Annotated in this window: 19 protein-coding genes; 14 read left to right on the forward strand and 5 right to left on the reverse strand. The window is 73.8% G+C overall.

The genetic code is table 11. The features are described 5' to 3' along the window. Positions 1 to 89: 89 nt before the first annotated feature. The 3 genes from ACIQVI_RS16840 to ACIQVI_RS16850 all read right to left on the reverse strand — a co-directional run bounded on the left by ACIQVI_RS16840 (position 90) and on the right by ACIQVI_RS16850 (position 1,567). Positions 90 to 317, reverse strand: coding sequence for a DUF3107 domain-containing protein (locus tag ACIQVI_RS16840; RefSeq protein WP_121833100.1), 228 nt, complete (start codon positions 315 to 317; stop codon positions 90 to 92). A 142-nt stretch (positions 318 to 459) separates the two neighbouring features. Continuing rightward, positions 460 to 1,119 carry a TetR/AcrR family transcriptional regulator gene (locus ACIQVI_RS16845; protein ID WP_121833099.1) on the reverse strand — a complete coding sequence of 220 codons (660 nt, stop codon included), beginning with the start codon at positions 1,117 to 1,119 and terminating at the stop codon, positions 460 to 462. A gap of 232 nt (positions 1,120 to 1,351) precedes the next feature. Continuing rightward, a complete protein-coding gene (locus ACIQVI_RS16850) occupies positions 1,352 to 1,567 on the reverse strand; it encodes a hypothetical protein (RefSeq protein ID WP_351973253.1) in 216 nt (71 codons plus the stop codon). Between the two features lie 139 nt (positions 1,568 to 1,706). Here ACIQVI_RS16850 and ACIQVI_RS16855 point away from each other — a divergent pair, with 139 nt between their 5' ends. From ACIQVI_RS16855 to ACIQVI_RS16915, 13 genes are all read left to right on the forward strand, one after another. Further along, positions 1,707 to 2,672, forward strand: a complete 966-nt coding sequence (locus tag ACIQVI_RS16855) for an alpha/beta fold hydrolase (protein ID WP_402445095.1) — start codon at positions 1,707 to 1,709, stop codon at positions 2,670 to 2,672. Between the two features lie 8 nt (positions 2,673 to 2,680). Next, positions 2,681 to 4,198, forward strand: a complete 1,518-nt coding sequence (locus ACIQVI_RS16860) for a DUF3152 domain-containing protein (RefSeq protein ID WP_403596142.1) — start codon at positions 2,681 to 2,683, stop codon at positions 4,196 to 4,198. Between the two features lie 112 nt (positions 4,199 to 4,310). Then, positions 4,311 to 4,406, forward strand: coding sequence for an Ms4533A family Cys-rich leader peptide (locus ACIQVI_RS16865; protein ID WP_343308350.1), 96 nt, complete (start codon positions 4,311 to 4,313; stop codon positions 4,404 to 4,406). Between the two features lie 214 nt (positions 4,407 to 4,620). After that, positions 4,621 to 6,351, forward strand: coding sequence for an ABC transporter substrate-binding protein (locus ACIQVI_RS16870; protein WP_351973256.1), 1,731 nt, complete (start codon positions 4,621 to 4,623; stop codon positions 6,349 to 6,351). Next, on the forward strand, positions 6,348 to 7,325 hold the full coding sequence (locus tag ACIQVI_RS16875) for an ABC transporter permease (protein ID WP_403596145.1): 978 nt from the start codon (positions 6,348 to 6,350) through the stop codon (positions 7,323 to 7,325). The genes ACIQVI_RS16870 and ACIQVI_RS16875 overlap by 4 nt, the downstream gene beginning before the upstream one ends. After that, on the forward strand, positions 7,322 to 8,311 hold the full coding sequence (locus tag ACIQVI_RS16880; protein WP_403596148.1) for an ABC transporter permease: 990 nt from the start codon (positions 7,322 to 7,324) through the stop codon (positions 8,309 to 8,311). The genes ACIQVI_RS16875 and ACIQVI_RS16880 overlap by 4 nt, the downstream gene beginning before the upstream one ends. A gap of 23 nt (positions 8,312 to 8,334) precedes the next feature. Next, entirely contained in the window at positions 8,335 to 10,026 is a 1,692-nt protein-coding gene (locus ACIQVI_RS16885; RefSeq protein ID WP_403596889.1) for an ABC transporter ATP-binding protein, read from the forward strand. A 190-nt stretch (positions 10,027 to 10,216) separates the two neighbouring features. Continuing rightward, positions 10,217 to 11,869 (forward strand): DUF3492 domain-containing protein, encoded by a 1,653-nt coding sequence (locus ACIQVI_RS16890; RefSeq protein WP_403596151.1) that lies wholly within the window; start codon positions 10,217 to 10,219, stop codon positions 11,867 to 11,869. Then, positions 11,862 to 13,214, forward strand: coding sequence for a hypothetical protein (locus tag ACIQVI_RS16895; protein ID WP_403596154.1), 1,353 nt, complete (start codon positions 11,862 to 11,864; stop codon positions 13,212 to 13,214). Before ACIQVI_RS16890 ends, ACIQVI_RS16895 begins: the two co-directional genes overlap by 8 nt. Before the next feature lie 142 nt (positions 13,215 to 13,356). Then, complete coding sequence (locus tag ACIQVI_RS16900; protein ID WP_125665393.1) at positions 13,357 to 14,328, forward strand: NAD(P)-dependent oxidoreductase; 972 nt, start codon at positions 13,357 to 13,359, stop codon at positions 14,326 to 14,328. Then, complete coding sequence (locus tag ACIQVI_RS16905) at positions 14,316 to 15,062, forward strand: spherulation-specific family 4 protein (protein WP_403596157.1); 747 nt, start codon at positions 14,316 to 14,318, stop codon at positions 15,060 to 15,062. The genes ACIQVI_RS16900 and ACIQVI_RS16905 overlap by 13 nt, the downstream gene beginning before the upstream one ends. 63 nt (positions 15,063 to 15,125) lie before the next feature. After that, the gene (moeZ, locus tag ACIQVI_RS16910; RefSeq protein WP_356542484.1) at positions 15,126 to 16,304 is read left to right on the forward strand and encodes an adenylyltransferase/sulfurtransferase MoeZ; all 1,179 of its coding nucleotides are present in this window, start codon (positions 15,126 to 15,128) and stop codon (positions 16,302 to 16,304) included. 200 nt (positions 16,305 to 16,504) lie between these two features. Continuing rightward, positions 16,505 to 16,870 (forward strand): PRC-barrel domain-containing protein, encoded by a 366-nt coding sequence (locus ACIQVI_RS16915; protein WP_403596160.1) that lies wholly within the window; start codon positions 16,505 to 16,507, stop codon positions 16,868 to 16,870. A 106-nt stretch (positions 16,871 to 16,976) separates the two neighbouring features. On the opposite strand, the gene ACIQVI_RS16920 is transcribed toward ACIQVI_RS16915, so the two are convergent. Both ACIQVI_RS16920 and ACIQVI_RS16925 read right to left on the reverse strand, forming a co-directional pair. Continuing rightward, complete coding sequence (locus tag ACIQVI_RS16920; protein WP_403596163.1) at positions 16,977 to 18,551, reverse strand: alpha/beta hydrolase; 1,575 nt, start codon at positions 18,549 to 18,551, stop codon at positions 16,977 to 16,979. A gap of 120 nt (positions 18,552 to 18,671) precedes the next feature. After that, positions 18,672 to 21,335: a lysylphosphatidylglycerol synthase domain-containing protein gene (locus ACIQVI_RS16925; protein ID WP_403596166.1), complete on the reverse strand. Its 2,664-nt coding sequence runs from the start codon at positions 21,333 to 21,335 to the stop codon at positions 18,672 to 18,674. A 224-nt stretch (positions 21,336 to 21,559) separates the two neighbouring features. On the opposite strand from ACIQVI_RS16925, the gene ACIQVI_RS16930 reads away from it, so the two are divergent. Continuing rightward, positions 21,560 to 21,982, forward strand: a complete 423-nt coding sequence (locus ACIQVI_RS16930) for an MGMT family protein (RefSeq protein ID WP_351971562.1) — start codon at positions 21,560 to 21,562, stop codon at positions 21,980 to 21,982. The last annotated feature ends 84 nt before the right edge of the window (positions 21,983 to 22,066 follow it).

Genomic DNA, 22,066 nt, shown 5'->3' on the forward strand with positions numbered 1-22,066 from the left:
TCCCGTACCGCCCGACGTGGACATACGGGTACGCGAAGGGCCCGGTGGACCGAAGACGGTCCACCGGGCCCTTTCCGCAGATCCTGGGCTCAGATCGCGCCGAAACCCACGCGGCGGACGGCGGGCTCGCCGAGCTCCACGTACGCGATCTTGTCGGCCGGGACGAGGACCTTGCGGCCCTTCTCGTCCGTGAGGCTGAGCAGCTGCGCCTTGCCGGCCAGCGCGTCGGCAACCGCGCGCTCGACCTCCTCGGCGGACTGCCCGCTCTCCAGAACGATCTCCCGGGGCGCGTGCTGCACGCCGATCTTGACCTCCACGGCTATGTCCCTCCGAACGGTCAGCGTTGCGCGATTCATCCGCGCCGTACGCTGCACACATTAGCCCGGTGAGGGGACGAGCACGGCGCGGTCGCCACACGCCAGGAGCGAACACGCTCGGGGGCGAACCGACGGCGCGGGGTCAGTGGCCCTCGGCGCCCGGCTGGCCGTCGACCGGGTGGAGCGGGAAGCCCGCGATGCCGCGCCAGGCCAGCGAGGTCAGCAGCCCCACCGCCTTGTCGCGTGGGATGGGGGACTCGCTCGACAGCCAGTAGCGGGCGACGACCTGGGAGACGCCGCCGAGGCCCACGGCGAGCAGCATCGACTCGTCCTTGGACAGACCGGTGTCCTCGGCGATCACCTGCGAGATCGCCTCGGCGCACTGGAGGCTGACCCGGTCCACGCGCTCGCGCACGGCCGGCTCGTTCGTCAGATCGGACTCGAAGACCAGCCGGAACGCGCCGCCCTCGTCCTCGACGTACGCGAAGTACGCGTCCATGGTCGCCGCGACCCGGAGCTTGTTGTCCGTGGTGGAGGCCAGGGCGGTGCGCACCGCCAGGAGGAGGGACTCGCAGTGCTGGTCGAGCAGGGCCAGGTAGAGCTCCAGCTTCCCCGGGAAGTGCTGGTAGAGCACCGGCTTGCTGACGCCCGCCCGCTCGGCGATGTCGTCCATGGCGGCGGAGTGGTACCCCTGGGCGACGAAGACCTCCTGGGCCGCGCCGAGCAGCTGGTTCCGTCGGGCACGTCGCGGCAGGCGCGTGCCCCGAGGGCGTGCTGCCTCTGTCTGCTCGATGGCGCTCACGCGGCCTCCCAAGATTCGATCCATGCGCGCTGTAGCGACGCGCCGCCATCGTACTTTTGGGTAACCCGGCTGTGCGCGGTGCGGACGCAGAATTTCACGGACCGGACACCGGGGTCGACAGCCGGTTCACGATTGAACCGAACGAATCGACGGGAAGCGCGGCCCGGGGGCCGCCGCCCCGCGTTCCTCCGGGCTTCTCCGCACGGACGCCTCCCGGCGTTCGCGCCGGTGCTCAGCGGTAGTCGTCCTCGTCCAGTTCGACGACGCGCGCCTGCTCGGACGCGTCGGCCTCGTTCGCCGACTCGCGTTCGACGTGGGTCAGCGGCTCGTCCCCGCGGGGCCGGAGCTCGGCGTGCTGCTCGGCGGCGTCGGCCTCCGGCGTCTCCTCGTCCAGCTCGACGACCTCCTCCTCGGCGAACGTGTCCGGCTCGGTCGGATCGACGGTCATGCGGCTCCCTCCGGTACGGGGTCGAGGCCCCTCCCCGACGGCTTCCCTTCGAGCCTAGGAGTACACGCGCCCCGCCGCACACGGACTTGTGACCGCACCCACACGCGGGGGCGCGTGATCGTCTCGTAATATTGCGGCCATGTCCTCGACCGAGCTGCCGGAAACCCGGACCGCCGCCGCACCACCCGCGTCGCGGACCCGCGCCGTACGGGTCGCCGACGGCGAGGAGCTCCGCTCCGTCGCCCTGCCCGGCCTCAGCCTGACCGTCCGCTCCCGGCCGGGCACCCGGCCCGGACTGCCGCCCGCGCTGTACGTCCACGGCCTCGGCGGCTCCTCGCAGAACTGGTCCGCCCTGATGCCGCTGCTCGCGGACGTCGTGGACGGCGAGGCCGTCGACCTCCCCGGCTTCGGCGTCTCCCCGCCGCCCGAGGACGGCGACTACTCGGTCACCGGCCACGCCCGCGCCGTCATCCGGCTCCTCGACTCCGAGGGACGCGGACCGGTGCACCTCTTCGGCAACTCGCTGGGCGGCGCCGTCGCCACCCGCGTCGCCGCCGTCCGGCCCGACCTGGTCCGCACCCTCACCCTGGTCTCGCCGGCCCTGCCCGAGCTGCGCGCCCAGCGCACCGCCTGGCCCACCGCGCTCCTCGCGCTGCCCGGCGTCTCCTCCTTCTTCGCGCGGCTCACCCGGGACTGGACGGCCGAGCAGCGGGTCCGCGGGGTCATGGCGCTCTGTTACGGAGACCCCGGCCGGGTGACCGACGAGGGCTTCCTGCACGCGGTCGAGGAGATGGAGCGGCGCCTGGAGCTCCCGTACTTCTGGGACGCGATGGCCCGCTCCTCGCGCGGGATCGTCGACGCGTACACCCTCGGCGGGCAGCACGGACTGTGGCGGCAGGCCGAGCGGGTCCTCGCCCCGACGCTGCTGGTCTACGGCGGGCGCGACCGGCTCGTCTCGTTCCGGATGGCCCGGAGGGCGGCCGCCGCCTTCGGCGGCTCGCGGCTGCTTACCCTGCCCGACGCGGGGCACGTGGCGATGATGGAGTACCCCGAGACGGTCGCCCAGGCCGCCCGGGAACTGATCGCCGATCACGGCGGGAGCTGATCCGGGGCGTGGGACGACACAGCCGCAAGGGCGCCGCGCCCTCACCGGCCGACACCGGCCGGCCGCCGGCCGCCGGACAGCAACGGACCGGCCAGCAACGGACCGCACCGGAACCGGCCGCGGCCGGACCGGCCCCCGGCACGGGCCGCCGCCGCAGGAGCGCGGCCGCGACCGACGACGGCCGGGACCCGACGGCCACGCCGCCGCGCGGGACACAGCCGTACGGAAAACCGCCGTACGGCGCCCCCGGCCAGGGCTCCCCGACGCACGGAACGCCCGCGCACGGGACCCCCACGTACGGCACTCCCGGGCGCGGGGGCTCCGCCCACGGGACCCCGGCGCACGGCACTCCCGCCCACGGCACCCCGGTCCACGGGACCCCCGCGCACGGCACCCCGGCGTACGGTGGCCCCCCGCAAGGCCCCCCCGGCCGTCGGGTCCCGCGTCACGGCGCCCCCGCCGCGGCCGCCCCCGCGTCCGTCTCCGACACCCCGGCCCACGGCACCCCCGGCACCCCCGCTCACCGGACCGCCCCCGCGCGGGGTGGGCACCCGCAGCACGACGAGGCCGGTGCGCGTCCCGTGCCCTACGGCGGGCGGCGTGGTCGGACGCTGACCGCCGAGCCCGAACAGGCCGACGAGCAGGGGCCGTTCGTCCCCGGGCCCCGTCACGAGGACGAGCCCGAGGCCGAGGTCCCGGCCGGGCGCGGCGGGCTCGGCCGTACCCTCGCCGGGGTCGCGGCCGCCGCCGTCGCGACCGTCCTCGCCGTCGTCGTCGCCGGGCAGGTCGCCGGCCAGGAGGAGCCCGAGGCGGCTTCCCAAGCGGCCGGGGAGGCGGCCGAGCGGGCCGTGGACGAGTCCTCCGCCTCCCGCTCCGACGACCGGATCACCCCGACGCGCCCCGTGCCCCGGAAGCCCGTGGTCCTCACGTACGAGCAGCTGATGACCCATCAGTTCCCCATCGATCCCCAGTTGAAGGGGTCCGGGGCCTTCGAGGCCGTCCGGGGCTTCGAGAAGGCGCCCGGGAAGGGGCGGCTCATCCGCTACCGGGTCGACGTCGAGAAGGGCATCGGGCTCGATCCGAAGCTCTTCGCCGACGCCGTGCAGAAGACCCTCAACGACCCGCGCAGCTGGGCCGGCGACGGCGCGATGACGTTCGAGCGGATCTCCAGCGGGGAACCGGAGTTCGTCATCACGCTCGCCAGCCCCGGCACCACCGGCGACTGGTGCCGGAAGTCCGGGCTCGACACGACGGTCGACAACGTCTCCTGCGACTCCGCCTCCACCGAGCGCGTGATGATCAACGCGTTCCGCTGGGCCCAGGGCTCCAGCACCTTCGGCCCCAAGGCCATGCACGCCTACCGCCAGATGCTCATCAACCACGAGGTCGGCCACCGGCTCGGGCACAACCACGTGTCCTGCCGCACTCCCGGCGCCCTCGCCCCCGTGATGCAGCAGCAGACGAAGTCCCTGAACGTCGACGGCGTACGCTGCCGTCCCAACCCCTGGGTGCACCCCGGAAGTTGAGGTAGCGTCCGGTCAGCGGACACCCCGTGGCCGATCGTATGCCGAGACGCTTGTCTCAAAAGTAATGCGCATCGCGTTGACATCGCTCGCGTGTTCGTCCATATTTCTCGGCATGTCGCCCCGTCACGCCGTTTCCGAGTGCGCCGCCATCGAGCTGGCGCTCATCGGCGTGTCCGGACATGCCGTGTCCGACGTTCTCTGTCGCTGACCACCGCCCGAGCGCACGTCGGCCCCTTCGCCTTTCCCGCACCGGCCGATGCCCTTCCGCGCCCGGGTTCCCGTCTCCGTGGGCGCGGCTCCTCCGTGTGACAGGAATGCTCGGCACCTCTCTGCTCGACACCTCCCTGGAAACACCGTCTCTCGCCGCTGCCCGCGAGGAATTCCCCTTCCTTCCGCCGCAGTTCTCCGAGAGGTCTTCTCCGATGCGTCAACCGTCCGTCATTTCCCGCCGCGTGGCAGCGGCCGCCGTCAGCGTCGTCCTGGCCTCGGGCGCCGCGGCCTGCGCGGGACCCGAGGACGCCGGCGCCGAGAGCGGCACCTCCGGCAAGGGCTCGTCCGCCCCGCAGAAGGGCGGCACGCTCACCGTCCTCAACGCCGAGGCCCAGACCGACTTCGACCCCGCCCGCCTCTACACCTCCGGCGGCGGCAACGTCCCCTCGCTCGTCTTCCGCACGCTCACCACCCGCAACCGCGAGGCGGGTGCCGCCGGCACCCAGGTCGTCCCCGACCTCGCCACCGACATCGGCCGTCCCAACAAGGACGCCACCGAGTGGACGTACACCCTCAAGGACGGGCTGAAGTTCGAGGACGGCACGCCCATCACCAGCGCCGACGTCAAGTACGGCATCGAGCGCTCCTTCGCCGCCGAGCTCTCCGGCGGCGCGCCCTACCTGCGCGACTGGCTGGTCGGCGGCGACACCTACCAGGGCCCCTACAAGGACCCCAAGGGCCTCGCGTCCATCGTCACCCCCGACCCGAAGACCATCGTCTTCAAGTTGCGGAAGCCCGAGGGCGAGTTCCCCTTCGTCGCCACCCAGACGCAGTTCGCCCCCGTGCCCAAGGCCAAGGACAAGGGCGCCAAGTACGAGGAGCACCCCGTCTCCTCCGGCCCGTACAAGGTCGTGAGCAACGAGAACGACGGCGAGCGCCTCGTCCTGGAGCGCAACGAGCACTGGGACCCCAAGACCGACGAGGAGCGCAAGGCCTACCCGGACAAGATCGACGTCCGGTCCGGGCTCGACGAGGCCGTCATCAACCAGCGCCTTGCCACCTCCTCCGGCGCCGACGCCGCCGCCGTCACCACCGACACCAACCTGGGCCCCGCCGAACTCGCCCAGATCGGCTCGGACAAGGCGCTCGCCGCCCGCGTCGGCACCGGTCACTTCGGCTTCACCAACTACATCGCCTTCAACCCGAAGGTGAAGCCCTTCGACAACCCGAAGGTCCGCCAGGCCATCTCGTACGCGGTCAACCGCACCAGCGTCGTCAACGCCGCCGGCGGCTCCGCGCTCGCCGAGCCCGCCACCACCTTCCTGCCCGAGCAGAAGGCCTTCGGCTTCACGCCGTACGACCACTTCCCGGCCGGCAGGACGGGCAACCCGGAGAAGGCGAAGGAACTGCTCAAGGAGGCCGGCTTCCCGAACGGGCTGACCGTCACCCTGCTGCACTCCACCGCCCAGAACCGCACCACCAGCCCCGAGATCGCCACCGCCGTCCAGGAGGCCCTCGGCAAGGCCGGCATCACCGTCAAGCTCGACGGCCAGGAGCCCAACTCCTTCAACGAGAAGCGCTGGAGCGTCAAGGACGCGCCCGGCTTCTTCCTCTCCCGCTGGGGTGCCGACTGGCCGGCCGGCGGCCCGTTCCTCGCGCCGATCTTCGACGGACGCCAGATCGTCACCAACGGCTCCAACTACAACCACGCGCAGCTCAACGACCCGGCGGTCAACAAGGAGATCGACGAGATCAACAAGCTGACCGATCTCAAGGCCGCCGCCGCGCGCTGGGGCGCCCTCGACAAGAAGATCGGCGAGCAGGCCCTCGACGTGCCGCTCTTCCACCCGGTCTACAAGCGGCTCGTCGGCAAGGACGTCAAGAACGTCGTCATCAGCGACTGGACCGGCGTCCTCGACGTCTCGCAGGTCGCGGTCAAGTGACCACCCTGACCGACACGCCGGCGCCCGTGGCGGGGATCCCCGCCACGGGCGCCGCCCGGCAGGTGTGGCGACGGCTGCGCACCCGCCCGGCCGCCCTCGCCTCCCTCGCCGTCCTGCTCCTGCTCGTCCTCCTCGCCCTCGCCGCGCCGCTGCTCGCCGCCCTGGAGGGCCAGGACGCGTACGCGTACCACGACGACCTCGTCGACTCGGCGCGCGGCGGCGTCCCGTACGGCTCCTTCGGCGGCGCGAGCGCCGACCACTGGCTCGGCGTCGAGCCGGGCACCGGCCGCGACCTGTTCGTCCGGCTCCTGTACGGCGCCCGGATCTCACTGCTCGTCGGCATCGGCGCCACCGTCGTCCAGATCCTCATCGGCGTCCTCGTCGGCCTCGCCGCCGGGCTCGGCAACCGCTGGGTCGACACCGTCCTCGGCCGCGCCACCGACGTCCTCGTCGCCCTGCCGATGCTGGTCCTCGCCATCTCGCTGACCGCCGTCGTCCCCCGCGACTTCCCCCGGCCGCTGCTCCTGATCCTCGTCATCGGGTTCCTCGGCTGGGCCGGCACCTCCCGGATCGTGCGCGCCCAGACGCTCACCCTCAAGAGCCTCGACTTCGTCGCCGCCTCCCGCCTCGCCGGCTCCGGACGGTGGCGGACCGCCCGCCGGGAGCTGCTGCCCGCCCTCGCCGCCCCCGTCATCACCTACGCGGCGATCCTCGTCCCCACCAACATCGTCGTCGAGGCGTCCCTCTCCTTCCTCGGCGTCGGCGTCACCCCGCCCACCCCGTCCTGGGGACAGATGCTGTCGACCGCGCAGACCTGGTTCCGCGCCGACCCGGCGTACGTCCTGCTGCCCGCCGGACTGCTCTTCACCACCGTGCTCGCCTTCACCGTCCTCGGCGACGCGGTCCGCACGGCCCTCGACCCGCGCGAGGCGAGCCGGCTGCGCGTGGGCACCCGTAAGGAGTCCTCCCGATGACCCGCTTCGTCCTCAAGCGGCTCGCGGGTGCCGCGCTCGTCCTCCTGGCGCTCTCGGTCCTCGTGTACGGCCTCTTCTACCTGGCCCCCGGCGACCCCGCCCGGCTGGCCTGCGGCGAGCGCTGCAACCCCCAGCAGATCGCCCAGGTCCGCGAGCAACTCGGCCTGAACCAGAGCGTGTTCGCCCAGTACCTGCACTTCCTCCAGGGCGTCTTCACCGGCCGCGACTACTCCACCGGAACCTCCGTCGTGCACTGCGACGCGCCCTGCCTCGGCCTGTCGTACCAGAGCGACCAGCAGGTCACCCAGCTCGTCCTGGAGCGCCTGCCCGCCACCGCCTCCCTGGCCCTCGGCGCCATGGCCGTCTGGCTGCTCGTCGGCGTCGGCACCGGACTGCTCTCGGCGCTGCGCCGGGGCGGGATCACCGAGCGCGTCCTGACCGTGCTCACCCTCGCCGGCACCGGCACGCCCGTCTTCATCCTGGGCCTGCTCCTCCTCATGGCCGTCTGCGCCTACCTCCAGTGGCTGCCCTTCCCCAGCTACGTGCCGCTGGGCGAGGACCCCGAGCAGTGGGCCTGGAACATGCTGCTGCCCTGGATCACCCTCGGCTTCTTCGAATCCGCCAAGTACGCCCGGCTCACCCGCAGTTCCACCCTGGAGACGCTCGCCGAGGACCACATCCGCACCTTCCGCGCCTACGGGGTGGGGGAGCGGTCCGTCGTCACCCGGCACGCCCTGCGCGGCGCCGTCCCGCCGGTGATCGCGATCAGCGCCGTCGACCTCGGCTCGATGTTCGGCGGGGCCGTCCTCACCGAATCCCTCTTCGGCATCCCCGGCCTCGGCAAGACCCTCATCGACGGCGTGCGCCAGATCGACCTGCCCGTGGTCGTCGGCGTGGTCATGGTGATGGGCACGGCCGTCGTCCTCGCCAACGTCGTCGCGGACCTGCTGTACGCGGCCGCCGACCGAAGGGTGGTCCTGACGTGACCGCGTCCGACACTCCGGCCCCCCTGAAGGGTGGCCCTGACGCGACCGCGTCCGAGACCCCGGCCCCCCTGGTCGACGTGCGGGACCTGTCGGTCTCGTTCGCCCGCGAGGGCGGCCCCGTACGGGCCGTCGACGGACTCTCCCTCACCCTGGCCGAAGGCCGCGCGCTCGCCCTCGTCGGGGAGTCCGGCAGCGGCAAGTCCACCGTCGCCGGCGCCCTCCTCGGCCTCCACCGGGGCACCGGCGCGCAGGTCACCGGCACCGTGCGCGTCGGCGGCGTCGACGTCGCCACCGCCGGCCCCGCCGACCTGCGGCGGCTGCGCGGCGGGATCGCCGCCATGGTCTTCCAGGACCCGCTGTCCTCCCTCGACCCCTACTACGCCGTCGGCGACCAGATCGCCGAGGTCTACCGGATCCACGCCGGGGGCTCGCGGAAGGCCGCCCGCGCCCGGGCCGTCGAGGTCCTCGACCGGGTCGGCATCCCCGACGCGGCCCGCCGCTCCCGCTCCCGCCCGCACGAGTTCAGCGGCGGCATGAGGCAGCGCGCCCTCATCGCGATGGCCCTCGCCTGCGAGCCCCGGCTCCTCGTCGCCGACGAGCCGACCACCGCCCTCGACGTCACCGTCCAGGCCCAGATCCTCGACCTGCTGCACGAGCTGCGGCGCGAGACCGGCACCGCGCTGCTCCTCGTCACCCACGACGTGGGCGTGGCCGCCGAGAGCGTCGACGAGGTGCTCGTCATGCGCGACGGACGCGAGGTCGAACGCGGCCCCGTCGGCGCCCTCCTCGGCGCGCCCTCGGAGCCGTACACGCGCAAGCTGCTCTCCGCCGTGCCCCGGCTCGACGGGCCGGTCAGGACCCCGGCCCGGCAGGGCGAGCCGCTGCTCGAAGCGGTCGGTCTGCGGCGGGAGTTCGGGCGCGGCAAGCGGGCCGTGGCCGCCGTCGACGACGTCTCCCTCACCGTCCGCGCGGGCGAGACCCTCGGCGTCGTCGGGGAGTCCGGCAGCGGCAAGACCACCCTCGGCCGGATGCTGGTGCGGCTCCTCGACCCGACCGGCGGACGACTCCGCTACCGGGGCACGGAGATCGGCGCCCTGCCGGAGCGGGAGCTGCGCCCGTACCGCCGCGAACTCCAGATGGTCTTCCAGGACCCCGTCGCCTCCCTCAACCCGCGCCGCTCCGTCGGCGAGTCGATCGCCGACCCGCTGCGGACAGCGGGGGAGCGCGACGAGAAGCGGATCCGGGACCGGGTGCGGGAGCTGCTCGACCGGGTGGGGCTCGACCCCGACCGGTACGAGGCCTATCCGCACGAGTTCAGCGGCGGCCAGCGCCAGCGCGTCGGCATCGCCCGCGCGCTCGCCGCCGAACCCCGGCTGATCGTCTGCGACGAACCCGTCTCCGCGCTCGACGTCACCACCCAGGCCCAGGTGACCGCGCTGCTCGCCGAGCTCCAGGCCGAACTCGGCCTCGGACTCGTCTTCATCGCCCACGACCTCGCCGTCGTCCGGCAGGTCAGCGACCGGGTCGCCGTCATGCGCGGCGGCCGGATCGTCGAACAGGGCACGGTTGAGGAGGTGTACGGGACGCCCCGCGACCCCTACACCCGGCAACTGCTCGCCGCCGTCCCCTCCCTCGACCCGGTCCTCGCGGCGGCACGCCGGGAGGAGCGCCGGGAACGGCTCGGGGAACGGGGCCAGGAACTGGCCGTCGCCTGACCCTCCGTGACCGTCCTGCCGCTTACCGCGACAGAACGCGACCGGGGTGGGAAAGTTACGAGCATTCACCCCTTCCGGTGATGCGACGGACAACCGTCCGTCGCACCACCGACTTCTTTGTTTACGTTCTTCCCGCTGCGAGTCACCGGACCAACGGTGGCCGCCGTCAAGGGAGATCGGGGGTGCACTCGTGCGGATCGCACTGCTCACGGAGGGTGGCTACCCGTACGCCGTCGGTGAGTCCGGAGTCTGGTGCGAGCGCCTCGTGCGCGGACTCGGACAGCACCGGTTCGACCTGTACGCCGTCGGCCGCCCCTCCGCCACCGGCGCCACCCTGCCGCTGCCCCCCCACGCCCGGCTCGTCCGCGCGGCCGACCCCGGGGGCGCCTCCGGGAACCTCCTCGAACGCGCCGCGCTCGGCGCGCACCGCGCCGCCCGCCGCGCCTACGGCCGCCGCGACCGCCGCCGCTTCACCGAGGCGTACGAACTGCTCGCCACCGGTCTCTGCGCGGAGGAGGGGGAGGAGACCGCCGCGGACCTCTTCGCCGAAGGGCTCCACGCGCTCGCCGGACTCGCCCGCGAGCGCGGCGGCCTCCCCGGCGCGCTCCGCTCCGACGACGCCGTCCGCGCCCTCGAAGCCGCCTGCCGCGCGCCCGGCGCACGCCGGGGCGCGGCCGCCGCCGGACTTCCCGACCACCTCGCCTTCGCCGAGCACCTGGAGGCGGTCCTGCGCCCCCTCTCCCTCGACTGGTACGAGGAGGACGCCCTCGGCGCCGCCGACCTCTGCCACGCCGCCGCCGGAGGCACCACCGCCCTCCCCGGCCTCCTGGCCCAGTACTTCTTCGGCACCCCGCTGCTCGTCACCGAGTACGGCGTCCCGCTCCGCGCCCACTACCTCTCCTCCTCCGGCGCCGACCGCTCCGCGCCCCTGCGCACCCTGCTCGCCGCCCTCCACGGACGGCTCGCCGCCGAGGTCTACCGGCAGGCCGCCCTGCTCACCCCCGGCAACGCCCACACCCGCCGCTGGCAGGAGAGGTGCGGCGCCGACCGGGCCCGCGTCCGCACCGTCCACCCCGGCATGGCGGCCGAGCGCTTCGACGGCGTCGGCGAGGACGAGGAGAGCGGCGACCCCACCACCCTGGTCTGGGTCGGCCGCCCCGAACCCGCCAAGGACCTGATCGCCCTGCTGCACGCCTTCGCCGAGATCCGGGCCCGGCAGCCCGACGCCCGGCTGCGGATCGTCGCCGTCCCCGCACGGGACCCGGGCGCCGACGCGTACCTCGCCCACTGCAAGGGCTTCGCCGCGCAGCTCTTCCCCGACGAGGCCGCCGGGGCGCACGCCGTCGGCGAGAACCCCGTCTCCTTCGAGGAGCTCGGCGGCCCGGAGGCCCCCACCCTGGAGGAGACGTACGCCTCCGGCGCGGTCGTCGTCCTCTCCAGCGTCGTCGAGGGCTTCCCGGCCGGCCTCGTCGAGGCGATGTTCTGCGCGCGGGCCACCGTCTCGACCGACGTCGGCGCGGTCGTCGAGATCATCGGCGGCACCGGGCTCGTCGTCCCCCCGCGCAACCCCCGGGCGCTCGCCGACGCCTGCCTCGCGCTGCTGCGCGACCCCGGCCGGCGACACCGGCTCGGCGCCGCCGCCCGCGCCCGCGCGCTCGAACTCTTCACCGTCGAACAGAACCTGGCCGCGTTCCGCGACATCTACCTCGAACTCCTCTCCCGCGCCCCGGTGCGCCACCGCCCCGGCGACGGAGCCCTCTTCGCCCACCCCGCCGAGGCGCACGTGCCGGGCAGCTGGAACCCCGGAGCCCTGACCGCGGGCACAGGAGCCCCCGATGCCTGAAGGAGACGACCCCATGCGCGGCTCCGCCGCCCCGCCGGGCCCCACCGCCCGGGACGCCCGCTCCGAGGTCCTCCTCGGCGCCCCCGCCCTCACGGCCGGCACCGTCGAGGACGCCCCGCCCGCGATAGCCCAGGCCCCGGGGACGACGGCGGCGGCGCCCCCGCGGCCGCAGGAGGAACGGTCCGCCGAACCGGCCGAGCCGGAGCGCGAGGACGAGAACCGGCCGTCGCGGGACGGGGCCGCACCGGAGGGTACGGACACGGCACCCCCGCCCGCCACGACGACCCCCGCCCCCGCCTCCCGTCCCCGCCACGGCACCGCCGACCCCGTCAAAGTGCTCATGCACCGGCACCGGGAGCTGTGCGAGCGGGCCGTCGACCCCCTGGAGGTGGCCGCCGGGCTCGAAGCCCAGGGCTTCACCGACCGGACCGCCGCCCGCTACCGGCACCGGGACGTCTTCTCGCTCGCCGAGGAGCTGTACGCGCGCGTGCCGCGCGGCCGGGAGGAGACCGGGACCGCCGTCGCCGCCGTCCGGACCGAGCCCGTCGCCCCCTGGGCGCTCGCCGTGCTCGCACCCGGCGCCGTCGCCGCCCTCGCCGCGCTCGGACTCGCCCTCACCCACGGGCCCGCGCGCACCGCCGTCGGCGCCGCCGGGGCCCTCGGGCTCGGCGGGGCGCTGTTCCTCGCCGTCCGGCGCGGTCCCTTCCGCGCGCCCGGCGGCCGGACCGTGCCCGCCGCCCGCCTCTGGACCCTCTGGCTCCTGGCGTACGCGGCCGGCGGCGACGGACTCCTCGCGGAGGTGCTCACCGGCGGCCCCGACGGCCCCTGGGACCTCACCCCCGGCCCCCTTCTGGGCCTCGCCCTCGCCGTCGCCCCCGCCGCCTGGTGCGCCCACCTCTTCGCCCGCCGGGCCCGCCGCCGGATCGCCGACAGCCGGGGCCTCGCCGACTTCGCCGCCGCCGTCCGGCCGCTGCTCCTCGGCACCGTGACCCTCCAACTCCTCGCCCTCGCCGCCCTCCTCGCCCCCACCGGGGCCGGCCCGGGGGCCCTCGCCCTCGGCGCGCTCCTGCTGCTCGCCCGGCTCCTGACCGTCCACGGCCACCCCGAGACGGCCTCGGCCGCCCTCGCCGCGGCCTGCGCCGCCGAGGCGCTCGCCCTCGCGAGCGTCCTCTCCTCCCGCCTCCCCCTCCCCGGCTTCGACGCGCTCGCCGTCCCGGTGCGCGCCGTCGTCGACACCTGGGGCCCCGGGGCCGTCCCCGCCCTCGTCTGCGGCGCCGCCGCGCTCGGCCTCCTGGCCCACGCGACCGGCTCCCTCGCCCGGGCCTCGGCCCACACCACCCCGTGAACCCCCCGCGCACCCGCGGAGCCGACGCCGCGGGCGTGCTCCTCCGCCCCCCTCACCACCCCTCTCATCACCCCGCAAGGAGAACGAAGACCATGACCCCGCAATCCCGAGGAACGGCCGGTCGGCACGAAGGGGCCGCGCGATGAGGGTGCTACTGCTCGGAGCCAACGGCTTCATCGGCCGCTTCGTCGCCGACCGGCTGCTCGCCGACCCGGCCGTCCACCTCACCGCCCTCGGCCGGGGCGACGACGCCGACGTGCGGTTCGACCTCGCGTCCGGCAGCCCCGGCGCGCTGACCCGCTTCCTCGACGCCGTCCACCCCGGAGTCGTCGTCAACTGCGCCGGCGCCACCCGCGGCGGCGCCCGCGACCTGACCCGGCACAACACCGTCGCCGTCGCCACCGTCTGCGAGGCCCTGCGCCGCAGCGGCTGCGGCGCCCGGCTCGTCCAGGTCGGCTGCGCCTCGGAGTACGGGCCGAGCCAGCCCGGCTCCTCCACCGCCGAGGACGCCGTGCCCCGCCCCGGCGGCCCGTATGGCGTGTCCAAGCTGGCCGCGACCGAACTCGTCCTCGGCTCGGGCCTCGACGCCGTCGTCCTGCGGGTCTTCTCGCCCGTCGGCCCCGGCACCCCCGCCGGCTCCCCGCTCGGCCGCCTCGCCGAGGCGATGCGCCGGGCGATGCAGGCCGGGGACGGCGAGCTCAAGCTCAGCGGCCTCGGCGTGCAGCGGGACTTCGTCGACGTGCGGGACGTGGCGCGGGCCGTCCACGCGGCCTCGCTCTCCGCCGCCCAGGGCGTCGTCAACATCGGCACCGGCCGCGCGGTCCGGCTCCGCGACGCCGCCGCCGTCCTGGCCCGGGTCGCCGGCTACTCCGGCAACCTCAACGAGCTGGACGCCCCGCACGGCATCCCGCAGCGCCCGATGATCGGCGCCCCCCGCACCGAGGGGACCATCGCCGACCAGCTGGCCTCCGCCCCCTACCCGTACCCCGACGGCTGCGGGCCCTGGCAGCAGGCCGACGTGCGCACCGCCCGCGACCGGCTCGGCTGGCGGCCCCGGATCAACCTGGAGGAGTCGCTCGCCGACATCTGGATGGAGGCGGCGTGTCGCATCTGACGACCCCCGCGGCCACCGGGGCGGTCCAGGCCCTGGGGGTGGGCGTCCCCGGCTACGCCCACCCGCTGCTCGCCCCCGTCGAATGGGCCGAGCTGACCCGCCCCGGCACCCCCCTGCACTGGGCCGTCCTCAATGTCGCGGACGGGCCGGGCAGCCGCCCCGACCCGCACTGCCTGGAGGCGGCCGGGAAGCTCCGCGCCGCCGGGGTCAGGGTCCTCGGGCACCTGGACGCCGCCCACGGCTCCCGGCCCTTCGGGGAGTTGGTCACCGACGCCCACCGCTTCTTCGACTGGTACAAGGTGGACGGCTACTACCTGGACCGCTGCCCCGTCGACCGGGCCGACCTGGTCGGGGTGCGGCGGGTCTGCGCGACCCTGGAGAGCGTCCTCGGCGGCGAGGCCCACCTCGTCCTCGGCCACGGCACCCACCCCCACCCGGGGTACGCCGAGACCGCCGACCAGCTGGTGACCTTCTCCGGCGCCTGGACGGACTACCGCTGGTCGCAGGTGGCCGAGTGGACCGCCGAGTACACGGAGACGAAGTTCGTCCACCTCGTGCACGGCGTCCCGAGGACCCACCTCGACGAGGCCCTGCGGATCGCCCGCTGGCAAGGGGCGGGGACGATCTTCTTCACCGACCGGACGGGGCCTCCGGGACAGACCGTGCCATTTCACTCGCTGCCCGGCTACTGGGACGAAATCGTCTCGCGGATCGGACCGGGTGTCTCGGAATGAGAAGGGGCGTGGCAGTGTTACGGGGAGAACAACCGTACTGACATACCGACCACCGGAGTCCCCGTGTCGCTGCCACCCCTGGTCGAGCCGGCCGCCGAGCTCACCGTAGACGAGGTCCGCAGGTACTCCCGCCACCTGATCATCCCGGACGTCGGGATGGACGGGCAGAAGCGGCTGAAGAACGCCAAGGTGCTGTGCGTCGGCGCCGGTGGCCTCGGCTCGCCGGCGCTGATGTACCTGGCCGCCGCCGGCGTGGGCACGCTCGGCATCGTGGAGTTCGACGAGGTCGACGAGTCGAACCTCCAGCGCCAGATCATCCACAGCCAGGCCGACATCGGCCGCTCCAAGGCGGCGTCGGCGCGCGACAGCGTGCTCGGCATCAACCCGTACGTGAACGTGGTCCTTCACGAGGAGCGGCTCGAGGCCGACAACGTCCTGGAGATCTTCGGCCAGTACGACCTGATCGTCGACGGCACGGACAACTTCGCCACCCGCTACCTGGTCAACGACGCCTGCGTGCTGCTGAACAAGCCGTACGTCTGGGGCTCGATCTACCGCTTCGACGGCCAGGCGTCGGTCTTCTGGTCCGAGTACGGCCCCTGCTACCGCTGCCTCTACCCGGAGCCCCCGCCGCCGGGCATGGTCCCGTCCTGCGCCGAGGGCGGCGTCCTGGGCGTGCTCTGCGCGTCCATCGGCTCCATCCAGGTCACCGAGGCCATCAAGGTCCTGGCCGGCGTGGGCGACCCGCTGGTCGGCCGCCTGATGATCTACGACGCCCTGGAGATGCAGTACCGCCAGGTCAAGGTCCGCAAGGACCCCAACTGCGCGGTCTGCGGCGAGAACCCGACCGTCACCGAGCTCATCGACTACGAGGCCTTCTGCGGCGTCGTGTCCGAGGAGGCCCAGGAGGCGGCGGCCGGCGCGACGATCACTCCCAAGCAGCTCAAGGAGTGGATCGACGACGGCGAGAACATCGACATCATCGACGTCCGCGAGCCGAACGAGTACGAGATCGTCTCGATCCCCGGCGCCCGTCTGATCCCCAAGAACGAGTTCCTGATGGGCACCGCCCTCCAGGACCTCCCGCAGGACAAGCGGATCGTCCTGCACTGCAAGACGGGTGTCCGCAGTGCGGAAGTCCTCGCCGTGCTCAAGTCCGCGGGCTTCGCGGACGCCGTGCACGTCGGCGGCGGCGTGATCGGCTGGGTCCACCAGATCGAGCCCGAGAAGCCGGTCTACTGACCAACCGGGCGGACCCGCACGGCCGGGGGCCGTCGGCCACGAGGATCCTCGTGGCCGACGGCCCCTCCGGCGTTTCCGGACGAAGCGATGCGAGAATTCCCGGGTTTGAATCGGAGAATCCGAGAGAGACGGAGTGCAGGGCCGGTCGGACAACCGGACCCGATGACCCCGGACATCGCATTCGTCTCAGGAGGATTCTCGTGACCACCCCCGAAAACAACGTGTGGAACTACGGATCGGCCTCCGGCTACGACGCGGGAACCGACCTGACGGGCTACCGCGTCGAGGCGACCGACGGCCACATCGGGAAGGTCGACAAGCACTCCAACGACGTCGACTCGCAGTACATCGTGGTCGACACGGGCGTCTGGATCTTCGGCAAGGAGGTCCTGCTGCCGGCGGGCACCGTGAAGCACGTCGACACGGCCAACGAGACCGTCTACATCGCCCGCACCAAGGACGAGATCAAGAGCGCCCCCGAGTTCGACAAGGAAAAGCACCTCGGCAACCCGGGTTACCACGACGAGGTCGGCGGCTACTACCACGGCCACGGCCCGCGGATCTGACCTCCGGGCCGGGACCCGCATTTCCCCGGAATATGCCCGCCGGCCGGAAACCATCACGGTTTCCGGCCGGCGGGCATATTTGATTTCTTCTTCTCGCTATTCCGCGCTACTTGCAGACGGTCCCGGACTTCGGCACCTTCCCGTCCAGCAGGTACGCGTCCACCGCCTTCTTCACGCACGCGCTGCCGCCGTTGTAGGCGCCGTGCCCCTGGCCCTCGTACGTCAGCTCCACGCCGACGCCCTTGCCGAGCGCGTTCACCATCGCCCGGGCGCCCTCGTACGGCGTGGCCGGGTCGCCGGTGTTGCCGATCACCAGGATCGGCGCCGAGCCGGGCGCCGAGACGTCCGGGTGCTCCCAGGTCCCCGGCACCGGCCACTGCGAGCAGCCCGCGAGCGACCAGCCCATGAAGTCCCCGAAGACGGCCGAGGCCTCGCGGAACTCGCCGAGCCGCTCCTTCGCCTGGCCCAGGGTGTAGCGCTCCTTGAAGTCCACGCAGTTGATGGCGGCGTTGGCGGCCTGGATGTTGCTGTACGAGCCGTTCTGGCTGCGCCCGTTCATCGAGTCGGAGAGCGAGAGCAGCAGCGCCCCGTCGCCGCCGTCGGCCGCGTCGAGCCCCTGCTCCAGATAGGTCCAGAACTCCTTCGAGTACAGGGCCTGCGCGATGCCGTTGGTGGCCTGCGTCTGGGTCAGCTTGCGGTCCCCGATCCCGGCGATCGGCTTCTTGTCGAGGGAGGCCAGGAGGTCGGTGATGAAGGTCTCGATCTCGGCGACGCTGGAGCCGGGCAGGGTGCACTCGTCGCCCCGGTCCACGCAGTCCTGGGCGAAGTTGTCCAGGGCCAGCTGGAAGCCCTTCGCCTGGCCGAGGGCGCCGTCCTCGACGCCCGCCTCCGGGTCGACGACGGCGTCGAAGACGGCCCGGCCGACGTTCTTCGGGAACAGGTGGGCGTAGACCCCGCCGAGCTCCGTCCCGTACGAGATGCCGAAGTAGTGCAGCTTCTCGTCACCGAGGACCTGGCGCATCAGGTCCATGTCCCGGGCCGCGTTCTCGGTGCCGACGTGCGGCAGGGAGGGACCCGAGTCCTTCTCGCAGCCGGCCGCGTACTTCTTCTGCGCGTCGGACAGCGTCCGCTCCTCGGCCGCGTCGTCGGGCGTGAAGTCCAGGGCGTAGTACGCGTCGAGCTCCTTGTCGCCCAGGCACTCGACGGGATCGCTGCGGCCCACCCCGCGCGGGTCGAAGGAGACCAGGTCGTAGCGGCCGCGCAGGGTCTCGTAGTCCTCGGCGAAGCTCGGCAGGCCGGTGATGCCGGAGCCGCCGGGGCCGCCGAAGTTGAAGACCAGGGAGCCGATCCGGCGGGAGGCCTCCCGGGCGCGGGCCCGGATGAGGGCCAGCTCGATGGTCTCGCCCTCCGGCTTCGACCAGTCGAGCGGGGTCTGGAGGAACGCGCACTCCCAGGAGCCGCCGCCGGGCAGCGCGGACGGCGCGGGACCGCCGCCCTCGGCCGCGGACGGCGGCGGACAGGGCGCCCAGGACAGCTTCTGCGCGGTCAGCGCCGGGCGGCCGCTGGGGCCCGACTCCTTCGGCGGCTCCGCGGCGTCGTCCCCGCCGTCCGAGCACCCGGCGGCGAGCAGCACGGCGGTGGCGGCGAGCAGGGCGGCGCGGTGGGCTGCGGAGGTCGGCATGGATCCATGGTGGGCCGTCGCCCGCGCGTTCGCGCGGGAGGGGGGCCAAGCGGGTGGCCGGGCGTGTCGGGCCGTCCGGCGGATCACGGCCGGGGCCGCGCCCGATCCGCCGGACGGGCCCTACAGCGCCTCGCGCCTCGTCAGCCAGTTGAAGCAGAGCCAGCCCGGCAGGACCGGCAGCCACAGGGTGAGCAGGCGGTAGAGGAGCACCGCCGGGGTCGCCACCTCCAGGGGGAGGCCCACCGCCACCAGGCCGAAGGTGAGCGCGCCCTCGACCGCGCCGACGCCGCCCGGCGTGGGCGCCGCCGAGCCGAGCGCGTTGCCCGCGAGGAAGACGACGGCCACGCTCGCGTAGCTGATCGACTGGCTGTCGTGGCCGAAGGCCCGGATCGAGGCGTCCAGACAGAGCACGAACGCGCCGGTGAGCAGCAGCATCCCGCCGATGCCGGTCAGCAGCTTCACCGGCCGCTGGAGCACGTCCAACATGCGCGGCACCACGCCCGCGAAGAGCGAGCGCAGCCGGGTCGACACGAACTTGCGCATGAACGGGATCGCCGTCACCACCAGGACGAGCACCGCGACCGTGAGCAGCCCGGCGATGACCGTCCTCGACGGGGTGAAGGACTGCGACTTCTCCGTCCCCGTCAGATAGCCGAAGGCGAGCAGGAGCAGGATGTGCGCCCCGAGCCCGAAGAGCTGCGAGGCGCCCACGCTGGCCACCGCGAGCCCCGGCCGGACCCCGGCCCGCTGGAGGAAGCGGGTGTTCAGGGCGACGCCGCCGACCGCCGCCGGGGCAACGATCTTCACGAACGAGCCGGCGACCTGCGCCACCACCGTCCGCCAGAAGCCGACCCGCTCGGGCACGAAGCCCAGCAGGCTCATCGCCGCCGCCACGTAGCTCAGCGCCGAGAACAGCACCGCCGCCGCCACCCACCGCCAGTCCGCCTGGCTGATCGTCGACAGCGGGGTGCGGGCGATCTGCGAGAGCAGGAAGTACGCGGCGACCGCGCCCGCGATCAGACTGACCAGGGTCCGCGGCTTGATCCGCTCCAGGCGCACCGGCTCCACCGGGGCCTGCGGGCGGATCAGCAGCACCTGCTGCCGGATCTGGGCGAGCAGGTCCTCCTCGCGGGCCTCGTCGAGCGCCGTGTCCAGGGCCCGCTTCTCGGCCTTCTTGTCCGCCTTCTTCTCGGCCTTGGTCTCGGCCTTCGTCTCCGTCCGCACGACGACCCGGTCCGCGGCGGCGTCGGCGGCCTCGGTCTTGGCGAGCTCCCGCTCGCGCTTGGCCGCCTCGGAGGCCGCGAGGACGGCCTCCCGCTCCCGCGCCGACCGCTCCCGCGCCAGCTTCCGCAGCGTCGCGCGCGTGGAGCGGCTCAGGGCGATCGGCTGGAGCAGCGGCAGACAGTCCGCGACCGTGTCCGGGCCGAGCACCTCGACGGCCGCGGCGACCGTCCGCTCGGCCCCGACCCGCAGCCCGAGGGTGGTCAGCAGCTGGGCGACGTCCATCCGCAGGACCAGGTCGCCGGCCGCGATCTCGCCGCCCCGCAGATCGGTGAGGACCACCCTGCCGGAACGATCCACCAGAATGGCGTCGCCGGTGAGCCTGCGGTGCGCGATCCGCCGCGACTGGAGCGCCTTCACCTGCCGCCAGGCGCTGCGGACCAGGTCGTCGGTGATCTCGTCGTCGTCCAGCGCGTCCAGGCTGCGGCCCCCGATGTGCTCGTACACGAGCATCACGGCGTCCGGGCCGAGCTCCGAGGTGGCGATCAGCTTCGGCGCGTTCGCCCCGGCGGCGATCGCCGCGTACGCGAGGAGCGCCTCCTGCTCCAGGGCCTGGCGCAGCGAGACGATGGAGCGGCGGGTGGTGATCGTCCGCAGGGTGATCCGCCGCCACGCGCGGTAGAAGAAGCCGTGCGCCTGCTGCTCCCGGTCGACGACGGTGACGTCGAGCGGTGGGCCGTCCTCCAGGGTCACGATGTACCGGCGGCCCCGGTCCCCGCTGTCGGCGGAGTCGGGCACGCCCTCCGCGCGCAGCGCCGTCACCGGCCGGAAGCCGACCCGGCGCAGACCGGCGAGGAGGGTCTGCCCGGTGGGCCGGACGTTCGGCGAGCCGACCGCGTACAGCGTGCCGTACGCCACCGTCCAGCCGATGAGGACGGTCAGGACGATCGAGAGGGCCGTGGTGTAGCCGGCCACCAGCATGGTGAACGCGTCGAGCAGCAGCACCACCCAGAGCGACACCCGCCAGCGGGGTCTTCGGGCCATCCCGACGGCGGTCATGTACGCGATCACCGGGGCGAGGTAGTTGTGCACCGGGTCGGTCAGGCCGCCCCCGGACTGCGGCTGGGTCAGCGCGTCCCGGATCGTGCCGGGCGCGGCCTCGGCGACCCAGAGGTCGGTGGCGAGGGTGACGCCGTGCGCGAGGACGGCGGCGAGCACGCCGTCCGCGATCCGCAGCCCGTCGCGTTTGATCAGCCGCTCGATGGCGAAGGCGACCGGGACGAGGAGGACGGCGATGGAGGAGACGAGGCCGGCGATCCTGACGAAGACGTCCGGGGCGCCGCCGGCGCCCTCGTTGATGTCCTTCTCCAGGCCGGAGGTGGTGGCGTGGGCGAATGCGGCGACGGCGAGGACGAGCCCGATCGCGAGCAGGCCGCCGAGCAGCCGCATCAGGTCGGAGGGCCGGTGGACACGGGCCGCGAGCAGCGGTTCGTCGCCGGAGACCCGCTCGGGCACGTCGGCCCTGCCCTCCTCGGGAGGCTGCGTGTCCTGCCCCATCACCATGTCCGTCTCTGCCCGCGCGCCGTGTCGTTCTCGTTCTCGTACGCGTTCCCGTACGTGTCGCTCTTGTCGCTCTTGATCTCGTATCACCAGTCACCGCCCGCACGATGGTGGCACGAAGAGCCGCCGGGCGGAGGCATCAGGGCCATGTCGGTGGCGTGAGGCAGGATGGGGCGCGGGAGCCCGGAGGGGCCCGTGGGACGGGACGGACGAGGGTGGAGGGGCCCGTGGGGAAGACCGGAGGAGCACCGGAGGAACGGCCCGGGGACGTGGAGGAGCTGCCCCCGTACGCGGAGCGGGTGCTCGACGTCGCGGACGCGATCCCGCCGGGCCGCGTGATGACCTACGGCGACGTCGCCGAGTGGCTGGAGGAGGGCGGACCGCGCCAGGTCGGCCGGGTGATGGCCCTGTACGGCGGGGCGGCGCCGTGGTGGCGCGTGGTCCGCGCGGACGGCACGCTGCTGCCCGGCGCCGAGCTCCGGGCCCTCGCCCACTACCGCGAGGAGGGCACGCCGCTGCGGCAGGCGGGCCCGGCGTCCGAGGGGCACGTGCCCAGGATCGACATGCGGCGGGCCCGGTGGGACGGCGTCACGGACGCGGCCGGGAACGACGCCGGCGGTGCCCCCGGGGGTGCCGGAACTCACACGTGAGGGCATCGGCCCAGGAGGCGCGGGCCGGGCGGGACGGACGGACCGGACGCGGTACGGGGAGCGGTGCGGAGTACGGCTCGTCGC

It is taken from the genome of Streptomyces sp. NPDC098101 (assembly GCF_044760185.1).
Classification (GTDB): Bacteria; Actinomycetota; Actinomycetes; order Streptomycetales; family Streptomycetaceae; genus Streptomyces.